Genomic DNA, 23,909 nt, shown 5'->3' with positions numbered 1-23,909 from the left:
AATAAAAAAAACCAGACTTCGCCTTAAAAAAAGGCAGAATTCCAGTTTTTTGCATACAGGGATGTCAAATTAGAACACTGCCTTCATAGTCCAGTCATTTAAGGTGACCGGGTAGATACTTTCGAACCGTATTATCGAGGATATACGAAGGATGCTAACGAACGTTATTATGAATTTGACATCATTTTATACCTTGTTTTAAAAAGGGTCAACCTGTTGTCCTTTTAATTAAATTTTCCCACAATTCCCTCATCTTGTTCCAATCTTCTTCCGCTTGCCTCTGACCATATAAAATACGTTCATAATTATTGGTCAGGCTCGTCATTTCATGGGTACCAAAGAATGAGTCAATATATCGCGAATATCCCCTCAACGTTTGCCCGTCATCCATTTTCAGTCCGTATCTCTCAAGCTGTTTGATTAAAGAAAGATAGGCTTCGGAAAAGGCGCCATCTGATGATTTTCTGCGATAATAGAAAATCAGGACATACGGCATCCACCGTCTTCTTACGATGTATAAAGCAATTCCCATGATAACCAAGAGCATGAATCCCATGACAAACTTGCCCCAGTTTTCCACAACGAATGTTTGAATATCATCCCAAAGCTTCGACAGAGAAAAACCGCTACCAGCCGCTCTTGAATCATCCTCTTCAGGTTGAATCGGCTGTTTCGGTGTTTCCTCTTTCTCAGGAACAGGGACTTGGCTGTTATCCGAATCAGGTACATACAGGTCATATTGATACGAAACGTTATTACTGAATCCAACAGTAGGCTCGAACGGCACCCATCCTACTTCCGGGAAGAATACCTCCACCCAGGAGTGAGCATTATCATTGGAAACCTCATAAAGCTTATACGTCGTATCCACTTGTCTACTGTATTCCCCTTCTGTATATCCCTTTGCCCATCTTGCCGGGATTCCAAGTGCCCGGACTAACACGACCATGGAAGTCGAGAAGTTATCACAGTACCCTCTCTGGGTTTCAAATAGGAACTGATCGACGTAGTCCTGCCCTTCTTCAGGCACCGGCACGTCAAATTGGTCGTACACATAAGCTTCTTTAGAAAAATAATTCTCGATCGCCCTTACTTTGTCATACCAATTATCTTCTTCCGATGTAATCTCAAAAGCCAAGTCCTTCACACGCTGGGGAGTCGTTTCAGGAAGTTGTGTATAACGGTCCACAAATTCAGGAGTCTTCATGATTTCCTGACTTTCGTTCGCTGCTTTCATCTTCTTCTGCGAATAGGAAGGAGATCGATAGGAAAGTTCATACTCCTCTAATTTAACGGCCTCGTCTTCCCCTTCATAACTTGTAACCTTTTCGTTAACGGGATTAAAGGAGAAATAACCTTCTTCATTTCCGATTATTCTTTCTATCCCATAAGGATAGACAACATGGGAATAGGTTCGTTCTACCATTACCCTCTCAGTTTCCACTTCTCGTTCTCCATCCGGTTCGTTTGTTGTGAAGGGAACCATTTCCTCTGAATCAAAAGGGATGGCGGCCAGCTGGTCATCTGGAATGGATCGCTCCCAGCCCTTGCCTGTATATAAATCCTTCGTTTCAATTCTCCAGTAGTGTTCTCTCGTTACTTCCGCATTAAAAATGACAGTAGGATCACCGACAAAGGGACCCCCAAGCTGAGAATCATCTGCATCATATCCTACTTTGTTCACGCCACTGCCCCCGGCTCCTTCTGCAAAGGTTTGAATATAAGGAACCGGATCCGGCCAGATAGGATCTGCCTTGGGCGCCGCAAAAGCAACAACTGAACTCACCCCAAGCATAACCGTTAGCGGTACAATCCAGCGGTGCCTCCTCATCTTGGATCCAAGAAGGTTCTCCCTTTGAACCAATCGTTCGAGAGCCAACAATCCCATTAACAGAAAGCCGAAAATGACGACCCGGATAATCGCCCGATCCCCTTCATAAATCGTGAACGTATCTATCAGACAAATATAGGTCACGGTCATCACATAAAAGAGGAGAATCGTCTTCCTGACCGATAACCAGTAATAAAGCAAATACGTCATCAGCCATAGTAAAACAAAGAACAATAAGCTTCTGTACTCGAACGAAAGACTTGGCCATTCACGCCCAACTGTCAAACCGATATTCAGCCACAGGTCTTTACCAAACTTCTCTAACCATGTAAAGGTGAAAAACGAACCTGAATAATACAATCCATGTAACGCAAACAAAATAAAGAATAGCTTAACTGTCGCTGTCAGGAAATGGTGAATCCTGAAATAAGACATGACAAGTGATAAAGCAATAAATACCACAAAATACGTCAAACTCCCTGTATCCGTCACCACCTGAAGGGGCTTCAGCCATTCCCATAAAAGCAGAAACCCAAACAGGTAAATCATAATCGTAAAGAATCGGTGTTTAGGTGTTTCATGACTCATGCTCGTTTCACCTCCATAAAGGCAGAAGAGAAGTCACCTTCAAAGCATACCTTCAGTCGAATACCACGGGACGAGGCGTAAGCTTTCAACGATTTCTCCTCGGCCGTATAGGCGTCCCCTTTACGCTTCACCAAAAAGATCACAACCGAACTGTTCCGCTTCGCATACTGATTCACACTCATGATCAACTTTTTTGAAACAGACGAGGTGACAAACAGTACAGCTGCGGATTGGGAGTAGTTCAACCCTTCCCCCTGTAGTACTTTTCCTAAAGCGTAAGGGCTATCCTGTCTGACCTTCGCCAGATGATAGAATAGCTGACTTTGATGCTCTTCACCGCCGCGAATCGGAAAGGATACATGATCCTCACCAATCGAAACCAGTCCCACCTGCGCCCCTTTTTTCAAAATGGACCGAATCATCGAAGCCGACAATGTCACCATCGATTCAAAGGAAGGAGAACCCTCCCGATCCAGTACCATCAGCACATCGTGGGATTGACGTTCCTCAAACTCCTTCGTCATCAGCTCATTGGTTCTGGCAAAGGTCTTCCAATGAATCCACGAGAAGCGATCCCCCGGTTGATAATCACGTATACCCGTTGCCATGGTCGTGTCCTTCTGAATCTTCACATTTGAAGTGGTCATCCCTTGATCATAGCGATTTTCCAGAGGCCTGTAAGGAACATCGACGAACGCTGGATATACAAGAAGTTTATTGGTACAATCGATGGATGCTTCCTTTTCAAATATGCCAAAGAAATCGCCCGCACGGAGCCGGACAGCAGAGAAAACATGCTCTCCACGGGGAAGTTCTTCTATGTAATACGTGAGCTTGATTCGTTTTCTGAACCCAGGGTGAATCATCGCTTTCGCCTTCTGAAAACTGGAATGGTGAAAAACAGAATCTGTCACCACATCCTCTAACACCATATAAAATAAAGGAAATGGAATCTTTCGTGAAAGGGTAATGGTCACCTTCAACTCATCCCCCGCTTTGTACTCATTTGATTCGAAACTCCTCTCTACATAAAACTCAGAAAGAGGATATAAGAATACAGAAGCAGCATAAAGGGCGAATGGCAAAAAGCTATAAAATAAAAACCAGCTGACAAATCCCCCCTGGAACATCGCGTAAGAAAACGAGATCCCCACTAAAATGAGCAACAGCAGAAACTTCCCCAAGGGTTTAAGAAATTGCAGTTTCGTCTTCATCCTATCTCACAAGCCTTTGTACGGGAACCGGGATACGCGCCATCACTCTTTCCACCACTTCTTCCGGAGTGATACCTTCATATCTCGCTTCAGATTTCATGATGATTCGGTGTGAGAATACAAAAGGAGCCAGGTATTGAACGTCATCGGGAACCACATAATCCCTGCCCCTTAAAAAGGCATATGCCTGACATGCCTTCATTAAGGCGATGGATCCACGTGGACTCGCTCCCAAGTAAACATTGGCATGAATCCTTGTACGATTCGCAATTTCCACAATGTATTTCTTGATCGTGTCATCGACTACTACATCTTTCACTTCCCCTTGAATATATCTCAATTCCTCCAAGGTCATTACAGACTCCAACTCATCGATCGGAGGGTTTTTCTGAGCGCGATGAAGAACCTCCATCTCTTCTTCCGGTTCAGGATACCCCATTTTCATCTTTAATAAGAAGCGGTCAAGCTGCGCTTCCGGCAGAGGGTATGTCCCTTCATACTCAATCGGATTCTGGGTCGCCATAACAAAGAAGGGCTTATCAAGCTTCCTTGTCATCCCGTCGATCGTCACGCTGCTCTCTTCCATGCCCTCAAGTAGTGCGGACTGGGTCTTCGGTGACGTCCGGTTAATTTCATCCGCGAGAATAATGTTCCCCATGATCGGACCCGGCCTGAATGTAAATTCCATTTCCTTCGGGTTATAAATCGACACCCCAATCACATCCGAAGGCAATAGATCCGGAGTGAACTGAATGCGCTTAAAGCTCGCCCCCACCGATTTCGCCAGTGCACGGACCATCATCGTTTTCCCCACACCGGGAACGTCCTCGAGCAATACATGCCCACCAGCCAGAAGTGAAACGACACTCAGTTCCGCTACCTTCCTCTTTCCAATCATGACTTTCTCTATATTATCAATGATACTTTGCAGCTTCGGGTTTACCATTTCATAAGTCATCTTACCCCTCCTGGATACATCAATATCGTCCTTAACTATTACTACTTTCGTTTAAAATGTCGAAAATCCTCTATAAAATGGAAAAATAATATAGAAATTTTAGGGATTTGGTAGGACATAAGTACTCGTGGGTCTGTTACCGTCCGTTTCTGTCGATTGTCAAAATACGTAGACAAAGTAAAAAGCCAACCCCCGCATGCTGAGAGTTGGCTTCATTCCATTCTTATTTCCAAAAATCATCAAACACCGTTACAGGCAGATGACGTTTATGCTGTGTTTTCAGGTAATGACCTTCAATAGCTTTCTTTGCTTCAAGAGGCACTTCTTTTCCTTCCAGATAATCGTCCAGCTGATCGTAAGTGACACCAAGGGCCTCTTCATCCGGAATTTGCGGACGGTCTTCCTCAAGGTCCGCCGTTGGTTTCTTATTGTACAAATGTTCCGGACAGCCAAGTTCCATTAAGAGCTTCTTCCCTTGTCGTTTGTTCAGACGGAAAAGGGGAACGATATCTGCCGCTCCATCACCGTACTTCGTATAAAAGCCGGTAACCGCCTCAGCAGAATGATCGGTACCCAGGACAACACCATCCTTCATGGCAGCAATGGCGAATTGAACTTTCATCCGCTCACGTGCCTTTTCGTTTCCTTTGACAAAGTCGGAAAGCTCGATGCCGCTTTTCTTCAAAGCTTCGACGCTGGCATCGACTGCCTCCTGGACATTCACCGTCATCGAGGCGGTCGGGTTAATGAATTCCACTGCATCGATGGCGTCCTCGGCATCTCCCTGCTCACCGTAGGGAAGTCTCACGGCGTAAAAAGCATAATCCGCTGAACCGGATTCCTCGTTCATCTCGTTGATTGCCATCTGTGCAAGTTTTCCTAATAAAGTGGAATCCTGACCACCTGAAATGCCAAGGACCAAGCTTTTCAAAAATGAATGCTTTTTCAAATACGATTTCATAAAATCAACACTGCGGCGTATTTCTTCCTGCGGGTTGATTTCCGGGGACACCATCATTTCTTCTACAATTTGTTTTTGAAGAGAATCCATGTTTTCACACTCCATTTAGGTTTTATCATAATTACTGGATCTGATTAATTTACCCATCTTTTATAGGACTACATCGTTTTGTTGAATTTCTCTTTTACATCTGCCTTAACCTTTTGAATCAGATTCATTTTGTTCGTCCAGCATTCTTCACTTAAATCCACGGGATATCCCTCTGGGTTCATGGAACGTTTATACTCGTCCCAAAGCAGGTCGAGGTTTTCATTCACGAAGGACCTCATTGATTCTAATGATGGAGATATATAAACCAACTCCCCGTCTTTAAAAATATCCTCGTGAAGCTCTCTCGCTTCAAAGTTTGTGATGAATTTACTAATATAGGTATGCACAGGGTGAAACATTTTCAGTCGGCTTTCATTTTGAGGATCTTCATGCTCTAAGGCAATATATTCCCCTTCTGATTTATGATTAATCGTATTGATGATACGATAAACCTTTTTGAGTCCAGGTGTTGAGACTTTCTCAGCATTACTGGATATTTTAATCGTATCTTCCATTTCCCCCGACTCGTTTTCGATGGAAGCGAGTTTATATACGGCTCCTAATGCAGGCTGATCGTATGCTGTTATCAGCTTCGTCCCCACACCCCACACATCAATCCGGGCTCCTTGGGCTTTTAAATTCAGAATCGTATATTCATCCAGATCATTTGACGCAATGATCTTGGTTTCGGTAAAACCTGCTTCATCAAGCATTTTACGAGCTTTCTTGGATAAGTAAGCCATATCACCACTGTCCAAACGAATACCCTTGAAATTAATCCGGTCGCCAAGTTCTTTTGCTACCTGGATGGCCGTGGGTACACCCGATTTCAATGTGTCGTAAGTATCCACTAAAAACACACAGTCCTTATGGCTCTCAGCGTATTTATGGAAGGCCAGATAATCATCCTGATAAGCCTGAACCATTGAATGGGCATGGGTGCCTGATACCGGCATCCCAAATAACTTACCCGCCCGTACATTGCTCGTCGCATCAAAGCCGCCAATATAAGCTGCCCGCGTCCCCCAAATGGCTGCATCCAGTTCATGGGCCCGTCTCGTCCCAAACTCCATCACAACTTCATCCTGGACCACTTGCTTAATTCGATTCGCCTTCGTCGCAATCAGGGTTTGATAGTTCACGATATTTAAGATCGCCGTCTCCAGTAACTGAGCTTGGGCCAGGGGAGCCTCAACCCGTATAAGAGGAACGTTCCCGAACGCAATCTCCCCTTCCTGCATCGAACGGATCGTCCCCGTAAATCGAAGATCCCCTAAATACTGAAGGAACTCCTCTTCATAACCCAATTCCCTTAAATACTCAATATCACTCACAGAGAAATGAAACTTTTTCACATATTCAATGATCCGTTCAAGCCCGGCAAACACCGCATATCCATTCCCAAAAGGCAGCTTTCGAAAGAACACTTCAAAAACAGCCTTTCGATTATGGAAATCATCATCCCAATACGCCTTCGTCATATTAATCTGATACAAATCTGTATGTAAAGCTAAACTATCATCCGCATAGTGCGTCATGTATTTCTCTCCTTTAAGCTGAAGCCATTTGTCGAACAAGTTATGTCTTTTCTATTTTAACCAATTTTGGGTGGGATATCGAATGATTAGGTTCAAAAAAAGAACTGACATGGGTCAGTTCTCTAGTCTTGTATAACACCAAACTCTTTAAACACTGCTAAAGGCTTCATATATTCCCATTGAACTGTGCCATCAACTGCACTTCCACTTGAGTGAGTAGGAGGTGATTGGCCTGAAGTCCCGGCAACGGTACATTTATAGACAAATCCACTCGCATTGATGAGATCGTTTAGAGAATAGGAAGTATTCGGACTCCATGCATTGGTGTTTACTTGCCCTGACTGAATACATATCCAACCTAAATTCCCTCCAGCTACAGGCATAGCATTATAAATGATTTCTCCTCTTGAATAAATACCCGATGAAGGAGAATTGACCGAATGAGTTGCAGGGTTAAATAATTTATATCTCACTAAATTCGATAGAGTCAGGATTATATTATAAGTTTTATTGTTAGCAATATAAGCTTCCCACACCTCTTTATCACTTTTAAAATAAGGGATGCTGATTGGTGTGTCTCCTTTATATTCAATGGTATTGGAAATCACTGATGCGATGATTGAATCCGTTATATAGTTATTATCGAATAACGATTCAATACTACTATTATTTATCACAAATTTGCACTCATTAAATCCTACCTTTATCCCCTCTGAAATGTTTGACATTGCTTGAAAGAAGTAAGGCATTTTTGTTGATTTGAATTGACACTGATTAAAAAGCATATCATTTTTTCTTTTCTCACTGTTGACGCAAGTGGATTGGACGAGAGAATCAGCAAAACGACATTCTGTAAATTGTACAGTGTGAAAGTGCTGATACGTCCGAAACCTACAATCGTTGAACTCACAATCCCGGATTGATATATTGCTTGGCACTCCAGTGTTAAGTGTTACCAATAGGTTTTTAAATTGACAGTTTACAAAGTCATTAGAAAAATGAATTTCTGGTTGGAATTGATCAGTAGGGTCTGAATAAAAGATACAGTCACTGATTTTATTTGCAGCCTTTAGTATCGCACCTCCTACAACCAATTTCACTATATTATTCCGATATACAGCATTCCCCAAAGAACCTATGCCATTTTTAAAGAAATTATTTGAAACAATAGTATTATAACTGGGGTTTTCCACATTAAAACTGCCTTCAATATAATTATTTGAAATAGTTACGAAAGGATTCTTTTGACCGCCTGCTCCGAATAAATATAAACCTGCCCGTCGCATATAATTTCCTCTAATAGTGGCAAATTCTTGATCGTATACAACGATTCCAGAGCCACCCATATTCGTAATGACATTGTTTTCAATAAACACCGAGTATCCTCTGGTCAATATCCCATGAAATCCTCCAGTGATCAAGTTGTCTCTAATGATACTGTTGTCACCATATGAATCTTCCTGGTTAATCGCATACTTTGTAGAATCAGGAAATTGCGGAGCACCATCTAAAAAATTCGTATTGAACTTCCCATTATCACGAATACGATTATTTTTAATAATGCAATACGAACCGCCCATTGTGATTCCGCCGCGGTGGCCATTATAAATCTCATTAAATTCCACCACATTATGCGCAGGCATACCTCCAAAGTTTGTGAAAATATTAAGATTCCTGCCAGGATCGGATTCATTTCTAAAGATGAATTTGATTTTCTTTGCTCTTTTAGGGATCGAGATAGGGAATAGCACACGCATATTGGTGGTCCTACCGATAAAAGTATTATCATCTGTATAAAAAGCTATATTGAATTCTTTATTGTTTAAGCTGGTTTGCCTTGAATAACCTTGTCCCGAAAGAGAAATCACACTAAATTCACCATCAGGTATAGTAACATAATCCGTAATGATACTATTATTTGATGGAATGACTACTCCATTCCCATCTATGTCCCCAAGTATCGGAGTACCCGGTATACTCCCTCGAATCCATCCAACTGAAGTGAAATTGACATTGTCCCCGGCATACCCACTTATGTCGCAGTGACTCAAAGAACAATAAGAAGCTCCATAAGTAAAGGACACTCCATATGTGTGTTCGACATATTTCTCACTCGGATCATTAAAACTGCGTTCATACATATCGCCAATAATTTTCCCGTTGGTTAAATGGGCATTCATTACCTGGTGAAACTTAAAGGATACTCCGGCAAACAAATGAATCGCTCCAGAAGTTCGCTCATCATATGGAGATTTATTGTCAGAGTCATACATCACCTTTAAGGTTGAACCATTTAGATTAAACGTAATGTTATCCACTAAGTTAATCGACAAAGGGTAACAAATTGAATATTCACCCCTCGGTAACATAACGAGTGTATATTCTTTACCATGTGCATATTTTAAAGCCCGGTTAATGCCTTTAATGTTGTTATAAGCTATATGATAATCTTCTTCTGAATATGGTTTCTGCGGCAACCCTCTTTGAATCCCCCAATGCTCTAAATCGATTACATACGTTCCATACCCATATCTTTCTGAGAATAACTTCTCTGCAAGGTTCTGATCTTTATTAATGAATACTGATTCTGCTACCGTTACAGGAAAAGCGAGTGTCCCTTCTTCATCTATCAATTTTTTTATTCTACCATCCAACATTATCACCCCTATTAATTCTCTATAAAAGAACTTCCATGTATGATTAGAGCAGGTGAATTGTTTAGTATATCTGTTACATAATTATTGGTGGATTCATTGGTAAAATCAAAATCAGATTTAAGGATTAAATCTCCCCGCCCGTTTCTGGCATAAAGTCTAACGCGATATAATAACCCCTGCATAGTTGTCGTGTTATTTTTACTTGCGAATAAGTTAAATCTATCAGTAATTTCACTCTCATTTACCCCTTCGATCCGTACGGTTACGAATTGTCCTGAAGGGATCACTGCATAACTTGTACTCGCTTCAAATTTTCCATTTACATATAAATCGCACCCGGAGCGGCGATAGCTGGCACCATTGTGCTGGGTATAAATTTGAATCCCGGATGTGGCTCCCTCTATTAAATAGTTACTCCAGGAATTGACTTTGGGATTAAGGGAACATTGAATTTCCATAGCGTCAAATGTAATTTGAGGTGTTTCTATATAATCGCTTCCTCCTCTAAGAGATAAAACTACATCACCTTGAGTCTTAGAAACGATCGTTCTACCATTGGATTCATGATTATTTTCATTTCTCGTTATGACTTTGAATGAATATTCTGTTGAACTCGTCAGTTGTGTAATCTCAAATGATGTTTCTGTTGTAGTACCTACCAGAGTTTCACCTACGAATACCAGATATTCTAAAGAGTCTTTCGTTCTAAGGTTAGATTTCCAAGTGAGTGTTATAGAATCTTTCGTAACATCAAGGGCTTGGAGTTCAATGACATCTAGAGGAATGACGTAACGAATAGGCTCGTCTACTGAATAGTCTTCTAATCTACAAGATCCTCCTCCTGCATTTTGTTGATTCGCTTCCCACTTCCCATCGGAATATACTAAAACATCCCCTTCTGATAATTGGTTAGGATTCATTTCAACATCTAGTAGATCAGATATACTATGACTATGAGAAACATCCGCTTTCGAATTCCAATAAACCTTTTCAACATCCGTCACAAATCTATGCCCTTCATCTTCAGTTATCATACTTGCCGGATGTGATTCAGGATGGGTGTATTCGGTATTAACTTGTTCTTCACCGTCAATGGTAAGTTTGTTTGATGAGGAGATCCCCAATCGATCGAGAGTGGGTTTATTAGAGTGGGAATGACGTAACGTGGTTAAATCATTAATTGCAGTTTCATGGGTTGAGAGTTTACTTAAATCTATGGAAGACTCAGAACCCGTTTGTTCAATTTTATCTAAAGTAGCTTTATTTGAATGAGTATGCTTCTCTTGATCAAGTTCATTCAATCTGGATTGGTGTTGATCAATTTCCGTTTGAATTCCACTGTCATCATAAACAACAATTTCCGTGTCATTAATGACGATCTTTCCATTATTATTTGATTCGTTGACTGCCATCTACACAGCCTCCTTAGTATATTTCAAGAATTCACATTACTTTTTTATCCAATTTCCATTATTTACATTACCTAAAAATAGTAATAAAGTAACAGTCGGACATGCTTTATTTTATGCACATTTAGTAAGGATGTGATTATATTGTGGAAATATACTTCTTTCGAGTATGAAAAAACCGCTATTAGATTAACAATAGCGGTAAGAAAACTTTTTTTATTACTACTGGATTAAACAAACGTTTGTTTAAAAATCATGAGACCTCATTCAGAAACCATCTTTCATTTAGACATCACAAAAGGTTATTTCCACAATCGCAAGGGTAATAAGCTTATAATCATAAATGTTCAAATCATTTTCTTCTAACTCCAAATTACTGTATCTTTTAAATTTAACAGTCGTCAGGACCTACCTGATGTTCCTGAAGACTTTCTAAAGTTGTTTCACTAATGTTTCAAGAAGCTCTTCCTTACTCATCAAAGCCTCTCCCCCGCCTTGCACAAACGACTCCTTTCCTCCACCTTTCCCGTTAATCATAGGAAAGATCTTTTGAGCAATCTTCCTTAAGTTAACACTTGGAGACGAACCCTTTGCCGCTACGAGCTGGAGTTTTTGATCATTTTGCACGACCAATAAAACGAGCATATCTTCTCTCTTTGAGACGATATATTGAGCAATTTTCTGGAGCTCTTGGATGGGACGCTCTGCGTACGCTTTCTTAATCACTGTATGTCCTTTTTGCAGAGTTTCTTCTCCAAGTAAACCTTCTGCTTCATACGTCAAAAGAACTTCCTTCAATCCTTCCAGTGCCTTTTCTTGATCTTTTTGTTTTGCTATTAATCGATCAACGGCCGGTATCATATTTTCTTCAGGAGCCTGCAATACCCCGGTCAATTCTCTTAAGAGACCATGTTTGCGGTGCAACTGCTCCAGTACCCGATTCCCACACACAAATTGCAATCGTATATGGCCTTTATGCTTTTCCCAATCGAGTATCTTAATCGCTCCTACTTCACTGGTAGAACGGGGATGGGTACCTCCGCATCCGTTGTAATCAAAATCCGGTATGATCACTAATCGGATATCGTCGGTGACGGTTGGCTGCTTTCTTAAAGGATATTGGGACAATTCCGCTCCTGTTACCCATCTTGTTTCAATATGTCTGCTCTCTCGAATGACACGGTTCGCTGATGCCTCTGCTTCCAGAGCCTCCGATTCAGTTAAATCACTCACATCCAAATCGATGGTTAAAATCTCCTTCCCTAAGTGAAAACTGATCGTCTCGTATTGGAATGTTTCCACAAACGCGGCAGATAAAATATGCTGCCCTGCGTGCTGCTGCATATGATCAAAGCGTCTGTCCCAATCGATCTGTCCTTTTACGTCCCCTGAAATATCTTCAAATGGCTCTTCTATGTAATGACGGATTTCTCCGTTCACTTCTTCCACATTGATTACCTGGTGTTGATTTAATGTTCCCGTATCATGGGGCTGGCCACCGCCTGTTGGGTAGAAAGCTGTTTGCTCTAATACGACGTACCAGCCTGACTCATCCTGCTGCTGATCCTGAATGGATGTTTGAAAGCTTTTCATATAGGCATCTTGATAGTATTGTTTGACTGTCATCGGTAACCCTCTTTCTGAACTGTTCTATCCATACTTTATCATAAGAAGAATGGATAGAACCATTTCAGTCCCTTTGGTTCTTATCAATGGATATCGGTACCGTCCCTACTTGTTCCCAAGGAATTCCCCATCGCCTTTCGAATTCTTCCTTTGCCCGTTCGTCTCCTTCAATGACCCGTTCTACCAGCGTTCTTAATTTCATGATTGAATAATTCACGTTATCACCTGCTTTGGTTTAGTTAGAAAGTAGAAGTCACATGGAGCATACGTAAATAGTTTCATTACGGATGTCTTTTAATCATACTTTTTACCTATCAGGTGATTTTCTAAACTCGTCAACTCTTTTAACGCAAAAAAAGTGGCCACTCCCTAAGGAATGACCACTTTCATCTGGATAACTCCAGGAATAGGGAGATGATGATTACATCATGCCGCCCATTCCACCCATGCCGCCCATACCAGACATATCTGGCATACCGCCGCCGCCTTCTTCAGGAATGTCCGCTACCACTGCTTCGGTAGTCAGGAACATTGCTGCTACAGACGCTGCATTTTGAAGTGCAGAACGAGTTACTTTAGTTGGATCTACGATACCTTTTTCGATCATGTTGACCCACTCACCAGTAGCTGCGTTGAAACCGACACCTACTTCTTCCTTCTTCAGACGTTCTACGATGATAGAACCTTCGAGTCCTGCATTGTGAGCGATTTGACGGATTGGCTCTTCAAGAGCACGCAGCACGATATTGATACCAGTTGCTACATCTGCATCCGCTTCGATTGATGCTACTTTGTTGTATACGTTCACAAGGGCAGTACCACCACCTGAAACGATACCTTCTTCTACTGCTGCACGAGTAGAGTTCAATGCGTCTTCGATACGTAGTTTACGCTCTTTAAGCTCAGTTTCAGTTGCCGCTCCCACTTTCACGACTGCTACTCCACCTGCAAGCTTAGCAAGGCGCTCTTGTAATTTTTCCTTGTCGAATTCAGAAGTGGATTCTTCTAATTGAGCACGGATTTGGTTTACGCGAGCTGCGATTTTTTCCGGATCTCCAGAGCCTTCTACAACAGTAGTGTTTTCTTTCGTTACCACTACTTTCGCAGCGCGGCCTAGTTGAGTGATGTTCGCAGATTTAAGGTCCAGTCCAAGATCCTCTGTGATCACTTCTCCACCTGTAAGTACCGCTAAGTCTTCAAGCATTGCTTTACGACGGTCACCGAAGCCAGGAGCTTTAACAGCAACAGCGTTGAATGTTCCGCGAAGTTTGTTCACAACAAGCGTTGCAAGTGCTTCACCTTCAACATCTTCCGCTACCATTAATAGTGGCTTACCTTGTTGTACGACTTGCTCAAGAACAGGAAGAACTTCCTGGATGTTACCGATTTTCTTGTCAGTGATTAAGATGTATGGATTTTCAAGAACTGCTTCCATCTTATCAGAATCAGTCACCATGTATGGAGATGCATATCCACGGTCAAATTGCATTCCTTCTACAACATCAAGTTCTGTTGTGAAACCTTTTGATTCTTCGATCGTGATAACACCGTCGTTTCCAACGCGCTCCATTGCTTCTGCAATCAGTTGACCCACTTCTTCGTCAGCAGCTGAGATTGCCGCAACCTGAGCGATGGAATCTTTGCCTTCGATTGGCTTAGAAATCACTTTTAATTCTTCGATAGCAGCTTGAACCGCTTTTTCGATTCCTTTACGAACGCCAACAGGGTTAGCACCAGCTGTTACGTTTTTAAGACCTTCACGGATCATCGCTTGAGCAAGGACCGTTGCAGTCGTTGTACCGTCACCGGCGATTTCATTTGTTTTGCTTGCTACTTCAGCAACCAGTTTCGCACCCATGTTTTCGAATGCATCTTCGAGTTCGATTTCTTTTGCAATTGTTACACCATCATTTGTAATAAGTGGTGAACCGAATTTTTTCTCAAGTACCACGTTACGTCCTTTTGGTCCAAGAGTTACTTTTACTGCATTTGCTAATTGATCGACACCGCGAAGCATGGAACGGCGTGCTTCTTCGCTGAATTTAATATCTTTAGCCATTGATAAAGTCCTCCTCTTATTTAAATAAAGTATTGTTTATATACGAAGTTTGATTATTCGCCAACTACAGCCAGAATATCGCTATCACGAAGGATCAGGTATTCTGTGCCTTGGTATTTCACTTCTGTACCAGCGTATTTAGAGAAAATGATTCGATCGCCGACAGCTACCTCAAGAGCAACGCGCTCACCGTTGTCAAGAATGCGACCAGTACCTACAGCCATCACTTTACCTTCTTGTGGCTTTTCCTTTGCGGAATCCGGTAGCACAATACCGCTTGCTGTTTTTTCTTCTGACTCAACTAGCTCGATAACGACGCGATCACCTAGTGGTTTTAACAAGTGAAACAACCTCCTTGAAATTATGTAAATGATATTTATTAGCACTCGCTCACTGTGAGTGCTAACACAACTATTATATTAATTAATTCGTTTTCATTTTGCAAGAGTCCTGCTTGAAATTTTTTTCGTCATATTTCTCTTTTTTTCACACCCTCCTATACTATGCCTCCCCGTATGGCTTTATTACTATCGATTGAAGTGTGACAATTCTAACAAAACCCTTAGATTTGAACAGTTCCTCTTTTCTTAGTAGAATTGTACAAGAGTGAGTTCAAGATGAAATGAAGTTGTTCTTCATCTAACAGGTGCTAAAGGAGATCAAACGTTGAAAAAACATTTCGGATATATCTTAATTACCTATATTGTCATGCAACTTTCAAGTATTGTAGGCATCCCCTTATTACTTAAGATTGGTGTAGATGCGCTTGGACAACCCGAAGATACAGTTAAAAGTGTTGTTCCGGGATATTGGCTTATCATCAGTTTTACGTTAACGTTGCTCGTTGTGTGGGGCATTCTAAGGAAGAGTGAAACAAGCACCGGACTTGAACGTTCCGCTCCCATGAATGCAGGCAGTTCCATCGTATGGGCCGTGGTCGGGATCTTTATGGCGTTCATTGCTCAATCCGTCGCCATACAAGTCGAGTATGCGCTGGGAATCGAGATGGGGTCTGAAAACACTCAGATGATTATCAGCATTATTGAAAAGGTACCCCTATCCATGATGGTCGCTGCAATCATCGGACCTATACTGGAAGAGATAGTATTCAGAAAGATTATCTTCGGCGTTCTTTACGAGAAGATGAATTTCTTCTTCGCCGCGTTAATCAGCTCTGTTATCTTTGCCCTTGCTCATTTTGAGCCTGTGCATGTGATCTTGTACTCTGCTATGGGCTTTACCTTCGCGTTTCTTTATGTCAAAACGAAGCGTATCCTGGTTCCAATATTTGCCCATGTTGCCATGAATACAACGGTCGTTCTAATGCAATCTATCTATAAGGATGAAATTGAAAAAATGATCAACGAAGCTGAACAAATACAAGGATTTATTGGAGGATTATTTCTATGAGGAGATCACCATTATTTTCAGGCGTGATCTATCTCCTTCTCGGTGTGCTCTTCACATACTTTGCTGTGCAAAATGTACAGGATGATGGTTGGGGATTTTTCGCTTATATGCTTGTCTTTCTGGCAACCCTTGATTTTGGTTCCGGGTTGCGGATGGTGTTGCTGCATTTCAAAATCAAAAAGAAAATAGAGAATAAAAAATAAGGATTGATCAAATGATCAATCCTTATTTTTATCCTCGAACTGTTCCATTTCAAGCTTTTGTTCTGCTTCTAAAACCTTTTTATACCCGATTTTAGAAATCCAAATACTGATTTCATAAAGAAGAAGCAAAGGAACGGTCACCATTAAATGCGAAACGATATCCGGTGGTGTAATGAAGGCTGCAATGACCAACAATATGAAGTACGCCACTTTTCTCATTTGCGCCAGCAGCATCGGGGTAATAATCCCAAGGCGTGTCAGAAACAGCATAATAACCGGCAGTTGAAATAGAAATCCAAATGGAATGGTTATTTGAAACAGGAAATGAAAGTATTCATTAATTCCAATCACTTGCTGGATATTCAGATTGGTTGATAAACCCATCATGAATTTCACAACATATGGAAACAAAATAAAATATGAAAATGACAATCCACCTAAGAAAAGAATGACAGAGATCGGTATGTAACTAAGCGTTACCTTCCTCTCTTTCTCATATAAGCCTGGACTTACGAACGACCATACTTGAAATAGAATGATGGGTGATGTCATGATGATCGCAATAAACATGATCATTTCCATATAGATTTTGAGAGGGTCTGTAATCCGAAAGGCGTTCATCGTCAATTCTTTCGCTTCATCCGCGTGCTGCAAATATCGAATCAACGGCTCCGCAAGAAAAAAGCTCACGATTACCGCTAACAAGAAGAAAACGACTACAAACATGAGTCGTTTTTGCAATTCTCCTATATGTTCATAGACTGTCATGTCTCTTTGACTTTGACTCATGGCGTTCATCCTACCCTACTTAGCTTTTTTACTATTATCGTCCTCATCATCTGCTAAGCCCTTTGTTGCATTTTTAAATTCGCGTAATGTATTACCGGCTGCTTTCCCTAACTCAGGCAATTTCTTTGGTCCAAAGATCAGTAAAGCAACAACCGTTATAAGTACGATACTACCTGCACCTAACATAATGAGACACCTCCTCTTTTACCATTCTATCATAACGTAAATACGAATCATTTTCTATTCGGATATGATTCCATCTTGTGACATTTCCGTGTCATCCTCTGAATAATGCTTTAAGAAGTATACCAGTGATTGAAGCTCAACTGCCAAATCAATATGATGGACGCGAATATGGTCCGGCACCGTTAATCTCGCAGGAGTGAAATTCAGGATTCCCTTAATATTAGAAGAAACCAATCGGTCTGTGATATTCTGAGCAGAAGATGCCGGAACGGTCAGAATGGCCACTTCAATATCATGCCCCTCAAGACCCTCTTCTAAATCACCTAAATGATAAACGGGTACATCGCTGATTTGTGTCCCAACCTTCTTTTCATCCACTTCAAAAGCCATTTCAATCTTAGTATTATTATTTTTTATGAAATTATAATGAAGAAACGCTGTACCGAGATTCCCTACTCCTATCAGCACAACCTTCGTAATGGCATCTTGATCCAATGTCTTACGAAAAAAGGATAGAAGATAATTGACATTATATCCATAACCCTTTTTACCCAACGCGCCAAAATAAGAAAAATCTCTGCGTATCGTGGCAGAATCAACCTTCACCGCTTCACTCAATTCTTTCGATGAAACCCTCTGCTTCCCCGACGAGTACAGATTCTTGATAAAGCGATAATATAGCGGAAGGCGCTTAGCCGTTGCCTGTGGAATTTTCGTTGTATCCTGGTTCATATTGTATTCCCCCACATCTATTCAAAACCTCTGTTACCGCTTCCAAAATAGAAAGCATACAGAATTTAAAACTCTACTACCCATCATACACTATATTTTATCCTAAGTGTACGAAGTTTAATAGTCGATTTATTGCCGTTCACCTCCCAAATACGGTACACTAGCACTATGAAATAGAGGTGAAACGTCATGATTCTACTACAAGTGAATCAACTAACGAAAAACTTTGGTGCCGATAATATCCTATCAAATATTAAGCTTGAAATACAGACAAGAGATCGGGTGGCTCTCGTCGGACGCAACGGAGCAGGAAAGTCGACTCTTTTAAAAATAATTGCAGGACATCTCTCCTATGATTCCGGAGACATCACGAAACCAAAAGGGGTTACCATTGGATACCTGGCTCAGAATACCGGCTTGGAGTCTGATCTATCCATTTGGTCGGAAATGCTGACCGTCTTCGAGGAATTGCAGAGGCAGGAAAAGCAATTAAGAATATTGGAGCAGCAGATGGCCGATCCTTCGGTGTATGATCAAGAAGAGCTTTATCAACGCGTATTAAAAGAATACGATGGGCTTCAGGTCAGGTTCAAGGATTCCGGAGGTTACCAATATGAAGCCGATATCCGCTCTGTCCTTCACGGCTTGAATTTCGCAGATTTCGATTACGATACAAAGATATCCACTTTGAGCGGTGGCCAGAAAACCCGTCTCGCTCTTGGTAAACTACTCTTAACCAGACCTGACATTCTCATTCTCGATGAGCCTACCAACCATCTTGATATTGAGACTTTATCGTGGCTTGAGACATACCTTCAAAGCTATGAAGGAGCCGTCCTGATTGTTTCCCATGACCGATACTTCCTGGATAGCGTCGTCAATCAAGTGTATGAGATTTCCCGTAATCGAAGCAAAAAATACCTGGGTAACTACAGTAAATACCTTGAACAGAAAGCAGAAGACTACGAAAAGGATCTCAAGATGTTCGAACGCCAACAACAGGAGGTCGCTAAACTCGAAGACTTCATTCAACGGAATATCGCCCGTGCTTCAACGACTAAGATGGCCCAAAGCCGCCGAAAAAAGCTGGAACGAATGGACAAGATGGATAGACCCCTTGGAGATGAGAAATCTGCCAACTTTGCTTTTCAAATTGATCGTCCAAGTGGAAATGATGTTCTTCACGTCCAAGACCTTACTATCGGATATGGAATAGACGAACAGGTTTCCTCTCATATCGACTTCTCTGTTAAAAAGGGAGACAGTATCGCCCTTGTAGGTCCAAACGGAATCGGGAAATCGACTCTGTTGAAAACATTGGTCAATAAACTGCACCCTCTAGAAGGAGCATTTAAATTCGGATCAAATGTTTCGATTAGTTATTATGATCAAGAACAAGCCGAACTATCTTCCAATAAGACCGTCTTAAATGAACTGTGGGACGAATACCCAATGAAAATGGAAAAAGAAATCCGCACTGTACTTGGAAACTTCTTATTCTCAGGGGAAGATGTCTTAAAGCCTGTTTCCACACTGAGTGGTGGAGAAAAGGCACGTTTGGCACTTTCCAAGCTCATGATGGAAAAAGGGAATGTCTTGATCCTGGATGAGCCGACGAACCATCTGGATTTAGACAGCAAAGAAGTGCTGGAGAATGCCTTGATTGACTACCCTGGGACGATTCTCTTTGTATCACACGATCGTTATTTCATCAATCGAATTGCCACAAAGGTTGTAGAACTATCCAAAAAGGGATCGACCGAATACCTTGGCGATTACGATTATTATGTAGAGAAATTACAACAGCAGGAAGAGCTGGCTGCCCTCGAGCGGATGGAACAAGGAGAACAAGTATCTTCACAGGTGACGACTCAAAAACAGTCCCATAAGATCGATAAAGAGTCGAAAAAGCTTGAGCGTCAACGAAAACGCAGAGTAGAAGAAATCGAAGGTCTCATGGAAGCTCTTGAAGAAGACATCCAGGAAAAAGAGGATCTTCTCTGTGACCCTGACGTCTTTCAAGATCATGAAAAGGTACAGGACATCAATGATTCTCTCACAAAAGCAAAAGAAGAGCTTGATGCTCTATTGGAAGAATGGACAGAACTTGAGGAGATTCTTCAAGAAGAACAGTAATACACAGGATTGGGGATAACTATTGGACCCCAATCCTTTTTTATTCCACATCATTATCCACAATCCAAATCCCGTTCATCCGTTATTAACAGAGGTTTTCCACATAATCCACAATTATAACTTGAGTTATCCACATACACTTCCAAAAAATAGGTCATTAACACTAGATCTTTTTCACAAAGTGTACACATCATTTATATAGTTACTAACATTTTATCCACAGTCTGTTGATAAAACGTATGTTCGTTCCTTTTTACTCTCATTCACTCACAAGATATCAACAATCACTGGATATAATAAAAAAAGCTTAAACGAAGTTTCGTTTAAGCTTTCCCTTTTAGAAGTTCTCGATATCAAGTCCAGGATGAGCATTCATATCCATGCTCCCTCTTTTTCCTTGTTGGAATAAGACCGTTCCAGCAGCTGCTATCATAGCAGCATTGTCCGTACAAAGAGATAACGGAGGGACGATCAACTCCGCTTCCACCCCTTCAAATGCTTCTTGTAGGGCAGCACGCAAGCCTTTATTGGCGGCAACTCCACCAGCAAGTAATACTTGTTCCACTCCATATTCCTTTACCGCTTTAACGGCTTTGGTCACTAACACATCAATCACACTGGCTTGAAAGCTCGCTGCCAAGTCCTGTGGATGAATGGTTACTCCTTTTTGCTTCGCATTGTGTAGCGTGTTAATAACCGCCGACTTCAATCCACTGAAGCTAAAATCATAGGAACCCTCTTCCAGCCATGCACGGGGCAAATCAAGATTAGGTTCCCCTTCCTGAGCCAACCGATCCATATGGGGTCCCCCAGGATACGGAAGACTCAAGGTCCGGGCCACTTTATCATAGGCTTCACCGGCTGCATCATCCCGGGTCTCCCCGATCACTTGAAACGAACCGTGCTCTTTCATGAACACTATCTCTGTATGACCTCCGGAAACAACTAATGAAAGCAGAGGAAACCTCATCTCTTTCACCAATCGATTTGCATAAATATGTCCTGCAATGTGATGGACACCTACCAAAGGTTTGTTATGAGCAAACGCGAGTGCCTTGGCAGCATTGACACCAATCAGAAGGGCTCCCACCAAACCGGGTCCTTCCGTCACGGCGACACAATCAATTTCGTCCATCGTCAAACCAGCTTGTTCAAGCGCTTCCTCCAGCACAAACGTAACCTGCTCCACATGATGGCGTGAAGCAATTTCAGGGACGACTCCACCGAAGCGCTTATGACTTTCAATCTGAGACGAAACAATGTTCGCCACAATCTCTGTTCCATTTTTCACAATCGCAACAGCTGTTTCATCACAGCTTGTCTCGATTCCCAATACAAACATATCTTTTTTCATAAATTCACCCACATTACTAAAGCATCCTCTTGATTATCGGAATAATACCGCTTACGGATTCCTCCATCTTGAAACCCGAGCTTTCGATATAAATGTTGTGCAGCTGTATTGGATACCCTGACTTCGAGGGTCATCACACGAGCTCCAAATTCAATCGCAATACCCATGATCTTGCGCATGAGGCCTTCTCCCAAGCCCCGCCCCCGATAATCCGGGAGCACAGCCACATTGGTGATATGAGCCTCATCCACTACAAGCCACACCCCACAGTATCCTGCAAGCTTGTCTTCAACCTCGGCAACGAGATACGTAGACAGGTGGTTATGTTCGATCTCATTCAAGAAAGCGTCCCGGCTCCAAGGAATGCTAAAAGATTGATCTTCAATTTCCATTACAGCATCTAAATCATCAACCGTCATAAATCGTATATCCATATTCTAACGATCCCTTATCTTCTATTCAGATTTTTTTTGAGATTCCAGCCATTTCACTTCTGCTTCAGCCATCCGTATATAATTAGGGAGCACTTCATGCGCCGACGCCTCTTTCAGACCACTACCCATAAAAGCAAGCTCAGAGGGACGCGGATTATGACTGACAAAAGGAGCGATTTTTGCCTGATCTCCAAGGACTTCCATAATCATGCTCTCGTGAAGGGCAACATCATTGCCGACAAAGAGTATATCTTTATTAAAATCTTTTAACTTCGTCACCCATTCTTCCAGCAGTACGTTGCAATCATCTTCCACACAAATTAATTGATCTCCCTGAAACTCATAAAGTCCCGTGTATACCTGTCCCCTTCTTGCATCGAACAAGGGAACAATATATCCTGTAAAATATCGTCCAGAGGAAGCCAGTGTCGCAAGACTTGATACTGGAATAAGGGGGATGCCGAGAGACCATGCAAGGGTCTTCGCCAAGGTCACCCCTATCCGGACACCTGTATAGGAACCCGGACCATTTGCAACGACAACCTTCGTTAAGTCATTCGCCTCAATCCCGCAATCCTTTAACAATTGTTCAATAGCCGGCATGGCTCTTACTGAATGATTCTTCTTAATATACGTAATGTACTCCCCAATTACTTTGTCTTCTTCGATAAGCGCGACGCCTAACGGATAATTGGAGGTATCAATCGATAATATCGTCATGACACAATCTCCTTACACAATTCACTATATCGATCACCATAGGGCTTCAACACAATTCTTCTCGTGGAATCGCCCTCCCGGTAAATCGATAAACTTAATAATTCTTCCGGAAGTTGATCTTGAATTAAGTGAGCCCACTCAACGACGGTCACACCTTCCCCTTCAAAGTATTCGTCGAATCCCAAATCTTCAAAGGAATCATCCAACCTGTATACATCCATATGATAAAGAGGCAAACGACCCCTATATTCCTTAATGATGGTAAAGGTTGGACTGTTAACCGTCTTCGTGACACCAAGGCCTTTGGCAAGCCCTTTGGTAAAAGTCGTTTTTCCCGCCCCAAGATCACCTTCTAATGTTAACACAGCTCCAGGCTTCAAATGAGCTGCCAATTTCTCTGCAAACTGGCCTGTTTCCTCTGGACTGGTCGTTATGATCTCAAACTGATTCATGTTAATCTCCTCAATCGTCATTTAGAGTATAAAAAACCCTTAGGATCGTTTGTTACCCTAAGGGAAAATGTATATATGTAGTTTACCCTTTTTCGGGTATGAGAGTAAAGGTTGTGGTCACAGACAATAAAAAAAACGAAACAAAGTTTCGTTTGAATAAACAATAATGGCGGTCCGGACGGGACTCGAACCCGCGACCTCCTGCGTGACAGGCAGGCATTCTAACCAACTGAACTACCGGACCAGAGTTTTTTGCGTCAGCAAAATAACTTTCATTATTTGCGTAAGCAAAATAGGTTTCATTACTTTGACGTTAGTCAAAATAACTATCCATGCGTGACTCACCAAGGATTATACTATTCTAAGTCAAAAATGGTATTGCGGGGACAGGATTTGAACCTGCGACCTTCGGGTTATGAGCCCGACGAGCTACCGAACTGCTCCACCCCGCGACGATGTAAATGTTACTTATGATGATTACTACTATCTATTCTACTATATGCAGCTTCACTAATAAAGTGATTATGCAAAAAATATAATTTCGCCTGGCGACGTCCTACTC

General features: G+C 41.8%; 21 protein-coding genes, 2 tRNA genes and 1 riboswitch. Of the genes, 3 read left to right on the top strand and 20 right to left on the bottom strand.

Features of this window, described 5'->3' with window-relative positions; genetic code table 11:
• Nucleotides 1-66 precede the first annotated feature (66 nt).
• Nucleotides 67-168: riboswitch (purine riboswitch) on the bottom strand.
• Nucleotides 169-208: 40 nt separating this feature from the next.
• The 11 genes from ACIFOD_RS16375 to groES all read right to left on the bottom strand — a co-directional run bounded on the left by ACIFOD_RS16375 (nucleotide 209) and on the right by groES (nucleotide 15,272).
• The gene (locus ACIFOD_RS16375) at nucleotides 209-2,419 is read right to left on the bottom strand and encodes a transglutaminase TgpA family protein (RefSeq protein ID WP_430315515.1); all 2,211 of its coding nucleotides are present in this window, start codon (nucleotides 2,417-2,419) and stop codon (nucleotides 209-211) included.
• Nucleotides 2,416-3,603: a DUF58 domain-containing protein gene (locus ACIFOD_RS16370; protein ID WP_430315514.1), complete on the bottom strand. Its 1,188-nt coding sequence runs from the start codon at nucleotides 3,601-3,603 to the stop codon at nucleotides 2,416-2,418. Before ACIFOD_RS16370 ends, ACIFOD_RS16375 begins: the two co-directional genes overlap by 4 nt.
• 31 nt (nucleotides 3,604-3,634) lie before the next feature.
• A complete protein-coding gene (locus tag ACIFOD_RS16365; RefSeq protein ID WP_430315513.1) occupies nucleotides 3,635-4,591 on the bottom strand; it encodes an AAA family ATPase in 957 nt (318 codons plus the stop codon).
• Between the two features lie 223 nt (nucleotides 4,592-4,814).
• Nucleotides 4,815-5,642 carry an ammonia-dependent NAD(+) synthetase gene (gene nadE, locus ACIFOD_RS16360; protein WP_430315512.1) on the bottom strand — a complete coding sequence of 276 codons (828 nt, stop codon included), beginning with the start codon at nucleotides 5,640-5,642 and terminating at the stop codon, nucleotides 4,815-4,817.
• Nucleotides 5,643-5,710: 68 nt separating this feature from the next.
• A complete protein-coding gene (locus ACIFOD_RS16355) occupies nucleotides 5,711-7,180 on the bottom strand; it encodes a nicotinate phosphoribosyltransferase (protein ID WP_430315511.1) in 1,470 nt (489 codons plus the stop codon).
• A gap of 122 nt (nucleotides 7,181-7,302) precedes the next feature.
• Nucleotides 7,303-9,834, bottom strand: a complete 2,532-nt coding sequence (locus ACIFOD_RS16350) for a right-handed parallel beta-helix repeat-containing protein (protein ID WP_430315510.1) — start codon at nucleotides 9,832-9,834, stop codon at nucleotides 7,303-7,305.
• Nucleotides 9,835-9,848: 14 nt separating this feature from the next.
• Complete coding sequence (locus tag ACIFOD_RS16345; RefSeq protein ID WP_430315509.1) at nucleotides 9,849-11,249, bottom strand: fibronectin type III domain-containing protein; 1,401 nt, start codon at nucleotides 11,247-11,249, stop codon at nucleotides 9,849-9,851.
• A gap of 429 nt (nucleotides 11,250-11,678) precedes the next feature.
• Nucleotides 11,679-12,872: an alanyl-tRNA editing protein gene (locus ACIFOD_RS16340; protein ID WP_430315508.1), complete on the bottom strand. Its 1,194-nt coding sequence runs from the start codon at nucleotides 12,870-12,872 to the stop codon at nucleotides 11,679-11,681.
• A gap of 64 nt (nucleotides 12,873-12,936) precedes the next feature.
• On the bottom strand, nucleotides 12,937-13,089 hold the full coding sequence (locus ACIFOD_RS16335) for a hypothetical protein (RefSeq protein WP_430315507.1): 153 nt from the start codon (nucleotides 13,087-13,089) through the stop codon (nucleotides 12,937-12,939).
• A 204-nt stretch (nucleotides 13,090-13,293) separates the two neighbouring features.
• Nucleotides 13,294-14,931, bottom strand: a complete 1,638-nt coding sequence (gene groL / locus ACIFOD_RS16330; RefSeq protein WP_149157832.1) for a chaperonin GroEL — start codon at nucleotides 14,929-14,931, stop codon at nucleotides 13,294-13,296.
• Nucleotides 14,932-14,984: 53 nt separating this feature from the next.
• Complete coding sequence (groES, locus tag ACIFOD_RS16325) at nucleotides 14,985-15,272, bottom strand: co-chaperone GroES (RefSeq protein ID WP_034766060.1); 288 nt, start codon at nucleotides 15,270-15,272, stop codon at nucleotides 14,985-14,987.
• A 325-nt stretch (nucleotides 15,273-15,597) separates the two neighbouring features.
• On the opposite strand from groES, the gene ACIFOD_RS16320 reads away from it, so the two are divergent.
• Together ACIFOD_RS16320 and ACIFOD_RS16315 are read left to right on the top strand one after the other, a co-directional pair.
• On the top strand, nucleotides 15,598-16,341 hold the full coding sequence (locus ACIFOD_RS16320; RefSeq protein ID WP_430315506.1) for a CPBP family intramembrane glutamic endopeptidase: 744 nt from the start codon (nucleotides 15,598-15,600) through the stop codon (nucleotides 16,339-16,341).
• On the top strand, nucleotides 16,338-16,544 hold the full coding sequence (locus ACIFOD_RS16315; RefSeq protein WP_113971435.1) for a YdiK family protein: 207 nt from the start codon (nucleotides 16,338-16,340) through the stop codon (nucleotides 16,542-16,544). The genes ACIFOD_RS16320 and ACIFOD_RS16315 overlap by 4 nt, the downstream gene beginning before the upstream one ends.
• A gap of 15 nt (nucleotides 16,545-16,559) precedes the next feature.
• On the opposite strand, the gene tatC is transcribed toward ACIFOD_RS16315, so the two are convergent.
• From tatC to ACIFOD_RS16300, 3 genes are read right to left on the bottom strand one after another with little or no spacing between them, the layout of a single operon-like run.
• Nucleotides 16,560-17,333 (bottom strand): twin-arginine translocase subunit TatC, encoded by a 774-nt coding sequence (tatC, locus tag ACIFOD_RS16310; protein WP_430315505.1) that lies wholly within the window; start codon nucleotides 17,331-17,333, stop codon nucleotides 16,560-16,562.
• A 15-nt stretch (nucleotides 17,334-17,348) separates the two neighbouring features.
• Entirely contained in the window at nucleotides 17,349-17,519 is a 171-nt protein-coding gene (locus tag ACIFOD_RS16305; protein ID WP_044340658.1) for a twin-arginine translocase TatA/TatE family subunit, read from the bottom strand.
• A 54-nt stretch (nucleotides 17,520-17,573) separates the two neighbouring features.
• Complete coding sequence (locus ACIFOD_RS16300) at nucleotides 17,574-18,251, bottom strand: redox-sensing transcriptional repressor Rex (RefSeq protein WP_430315504.1); 678 nt, start codon at nucleotides 18,249-18,251, stop codon at nucleotides 17,574-17,576.
• A gap of 189 nt (nucleotides 18,252-18,440) precedes the next feature.
• On the opposite strand from ACIFOD_RS16300, the gene ACIFOD_RS16295 reads away from it, so the two are divergent.
• Nucleotides 18,441-20,387: an ABC-F family ATP-binding cassette domain-containing protein gene (locus ACIFOD_RS16295; protein ID WP_430315503.1), complete on the top strand. Its 1,947-nt coding sequence runs from the start codon at nucleotides 18,441-18,443 to the stop codon at nucleotides 20,385-20,387.
• A 337-nt stretch (nucleotides 20,388-20,724) separates the two neighbouring features.
• On the opposite strand, the gene tsaD is transcribed toward ACIFOD_RS16295, so the two are convergent.
• The 6 genes from tsaD to ACIFOD_RS16265 all read right to left on the bottom strand — a co-directional run bounded on the left by tsaD (nucleotide 20,725) and on the right by ACIFOD_RS16265 (nucleotide 23,799).
• A complete protein-coding gene (gene tsaD / locus ACIFOD_RS16290; RefSeq protein ID WP_430315502.1) occupies nucleotides 20,725-21,741 on the bottom strand; it encodes a tRNA (adenosine(37)-N6)-threonylcarbamoyltransferase complex transferase subunit TsaD in 1,017 nt (338 codons plus the stop codon).
• On the bottom strand, nucleotides 21,738-22,175 hold the full coding sequence (rimI, locus tag ACIFOD_RS16285; protein ID WP_430315501.1) for a ribosomal protein S18-alanine N-acetyltransferase: 438 nt from the start codon (nucleotides 22,173-22,175) through the stop codon (nucleotides 21,738-21,740). The genes tsaD and rimI overlap by 4 nt, the downstream gene beginning before the upstream one ends.
• A gap of 21 nt (nucleotides 22,176-22,196) precedes the next feature.
• A complete protein-coding gene (gene tsaB / locus ACIFOD_RS16280; protein WP_430315500.1) occupies nucleotides 22,197-22,895 on the bottom strand; it encodes a tRNA (adenosine(37)-N6)-threonylcarbamoyltransferase complex dimerization subunit type 1 TsaB in 699 nt (232 codons plus the stop codon).
• The gene (gene tsaE / locus ACIFOD_RS16275) at nucleotides 22,892-23,347 is read right to left on the bottom strand and encodes a tRNA (adenosine(37)-N6)-threonylcarbamoyltransferase complex ATPase subunit type 1 TsaE (protein WP_430315499.1); all 456 of its coding nucleotides are present in this window, start codon (nucleotides 23,345-23,347) and stop codon (nucleotides 22,892-22,894) included. The genes tsaB and tsaE overlap by 4 nt, the downstream gene beginning before the upstream one ends.
• A gap of 167 nt (nucleotides 23,348-23,514) precedes the next feature.
• Nucleotides 23,515-23,591 (bottom strand) — tRNA-Asp (locus ACIFOD_RS16270).
• Between the two features lie 134 nt (nucleotides 23,592-23,725).
• Nucleotides 23,726-23,799: transfer RNA gene (locus ACIFOD_RS16265), tRNA-Met, on the bottom strand.
• Nucleotides 23,800-23,909: the final 110 nt, after the last annotated feature.

This window comes from Rossellomorea sp. NRS-1567 (genome assembly GCF_050467885.1).
Lineage (GTDB): Bacteria > Bacillota > Bacilli > Bacillales > Bacillaceae_B > Rossellomorea > Rossellomorea aquimaris_C.
This window is presented reverse-complemented; position numbering and strand designations above follow the sequence as displayed.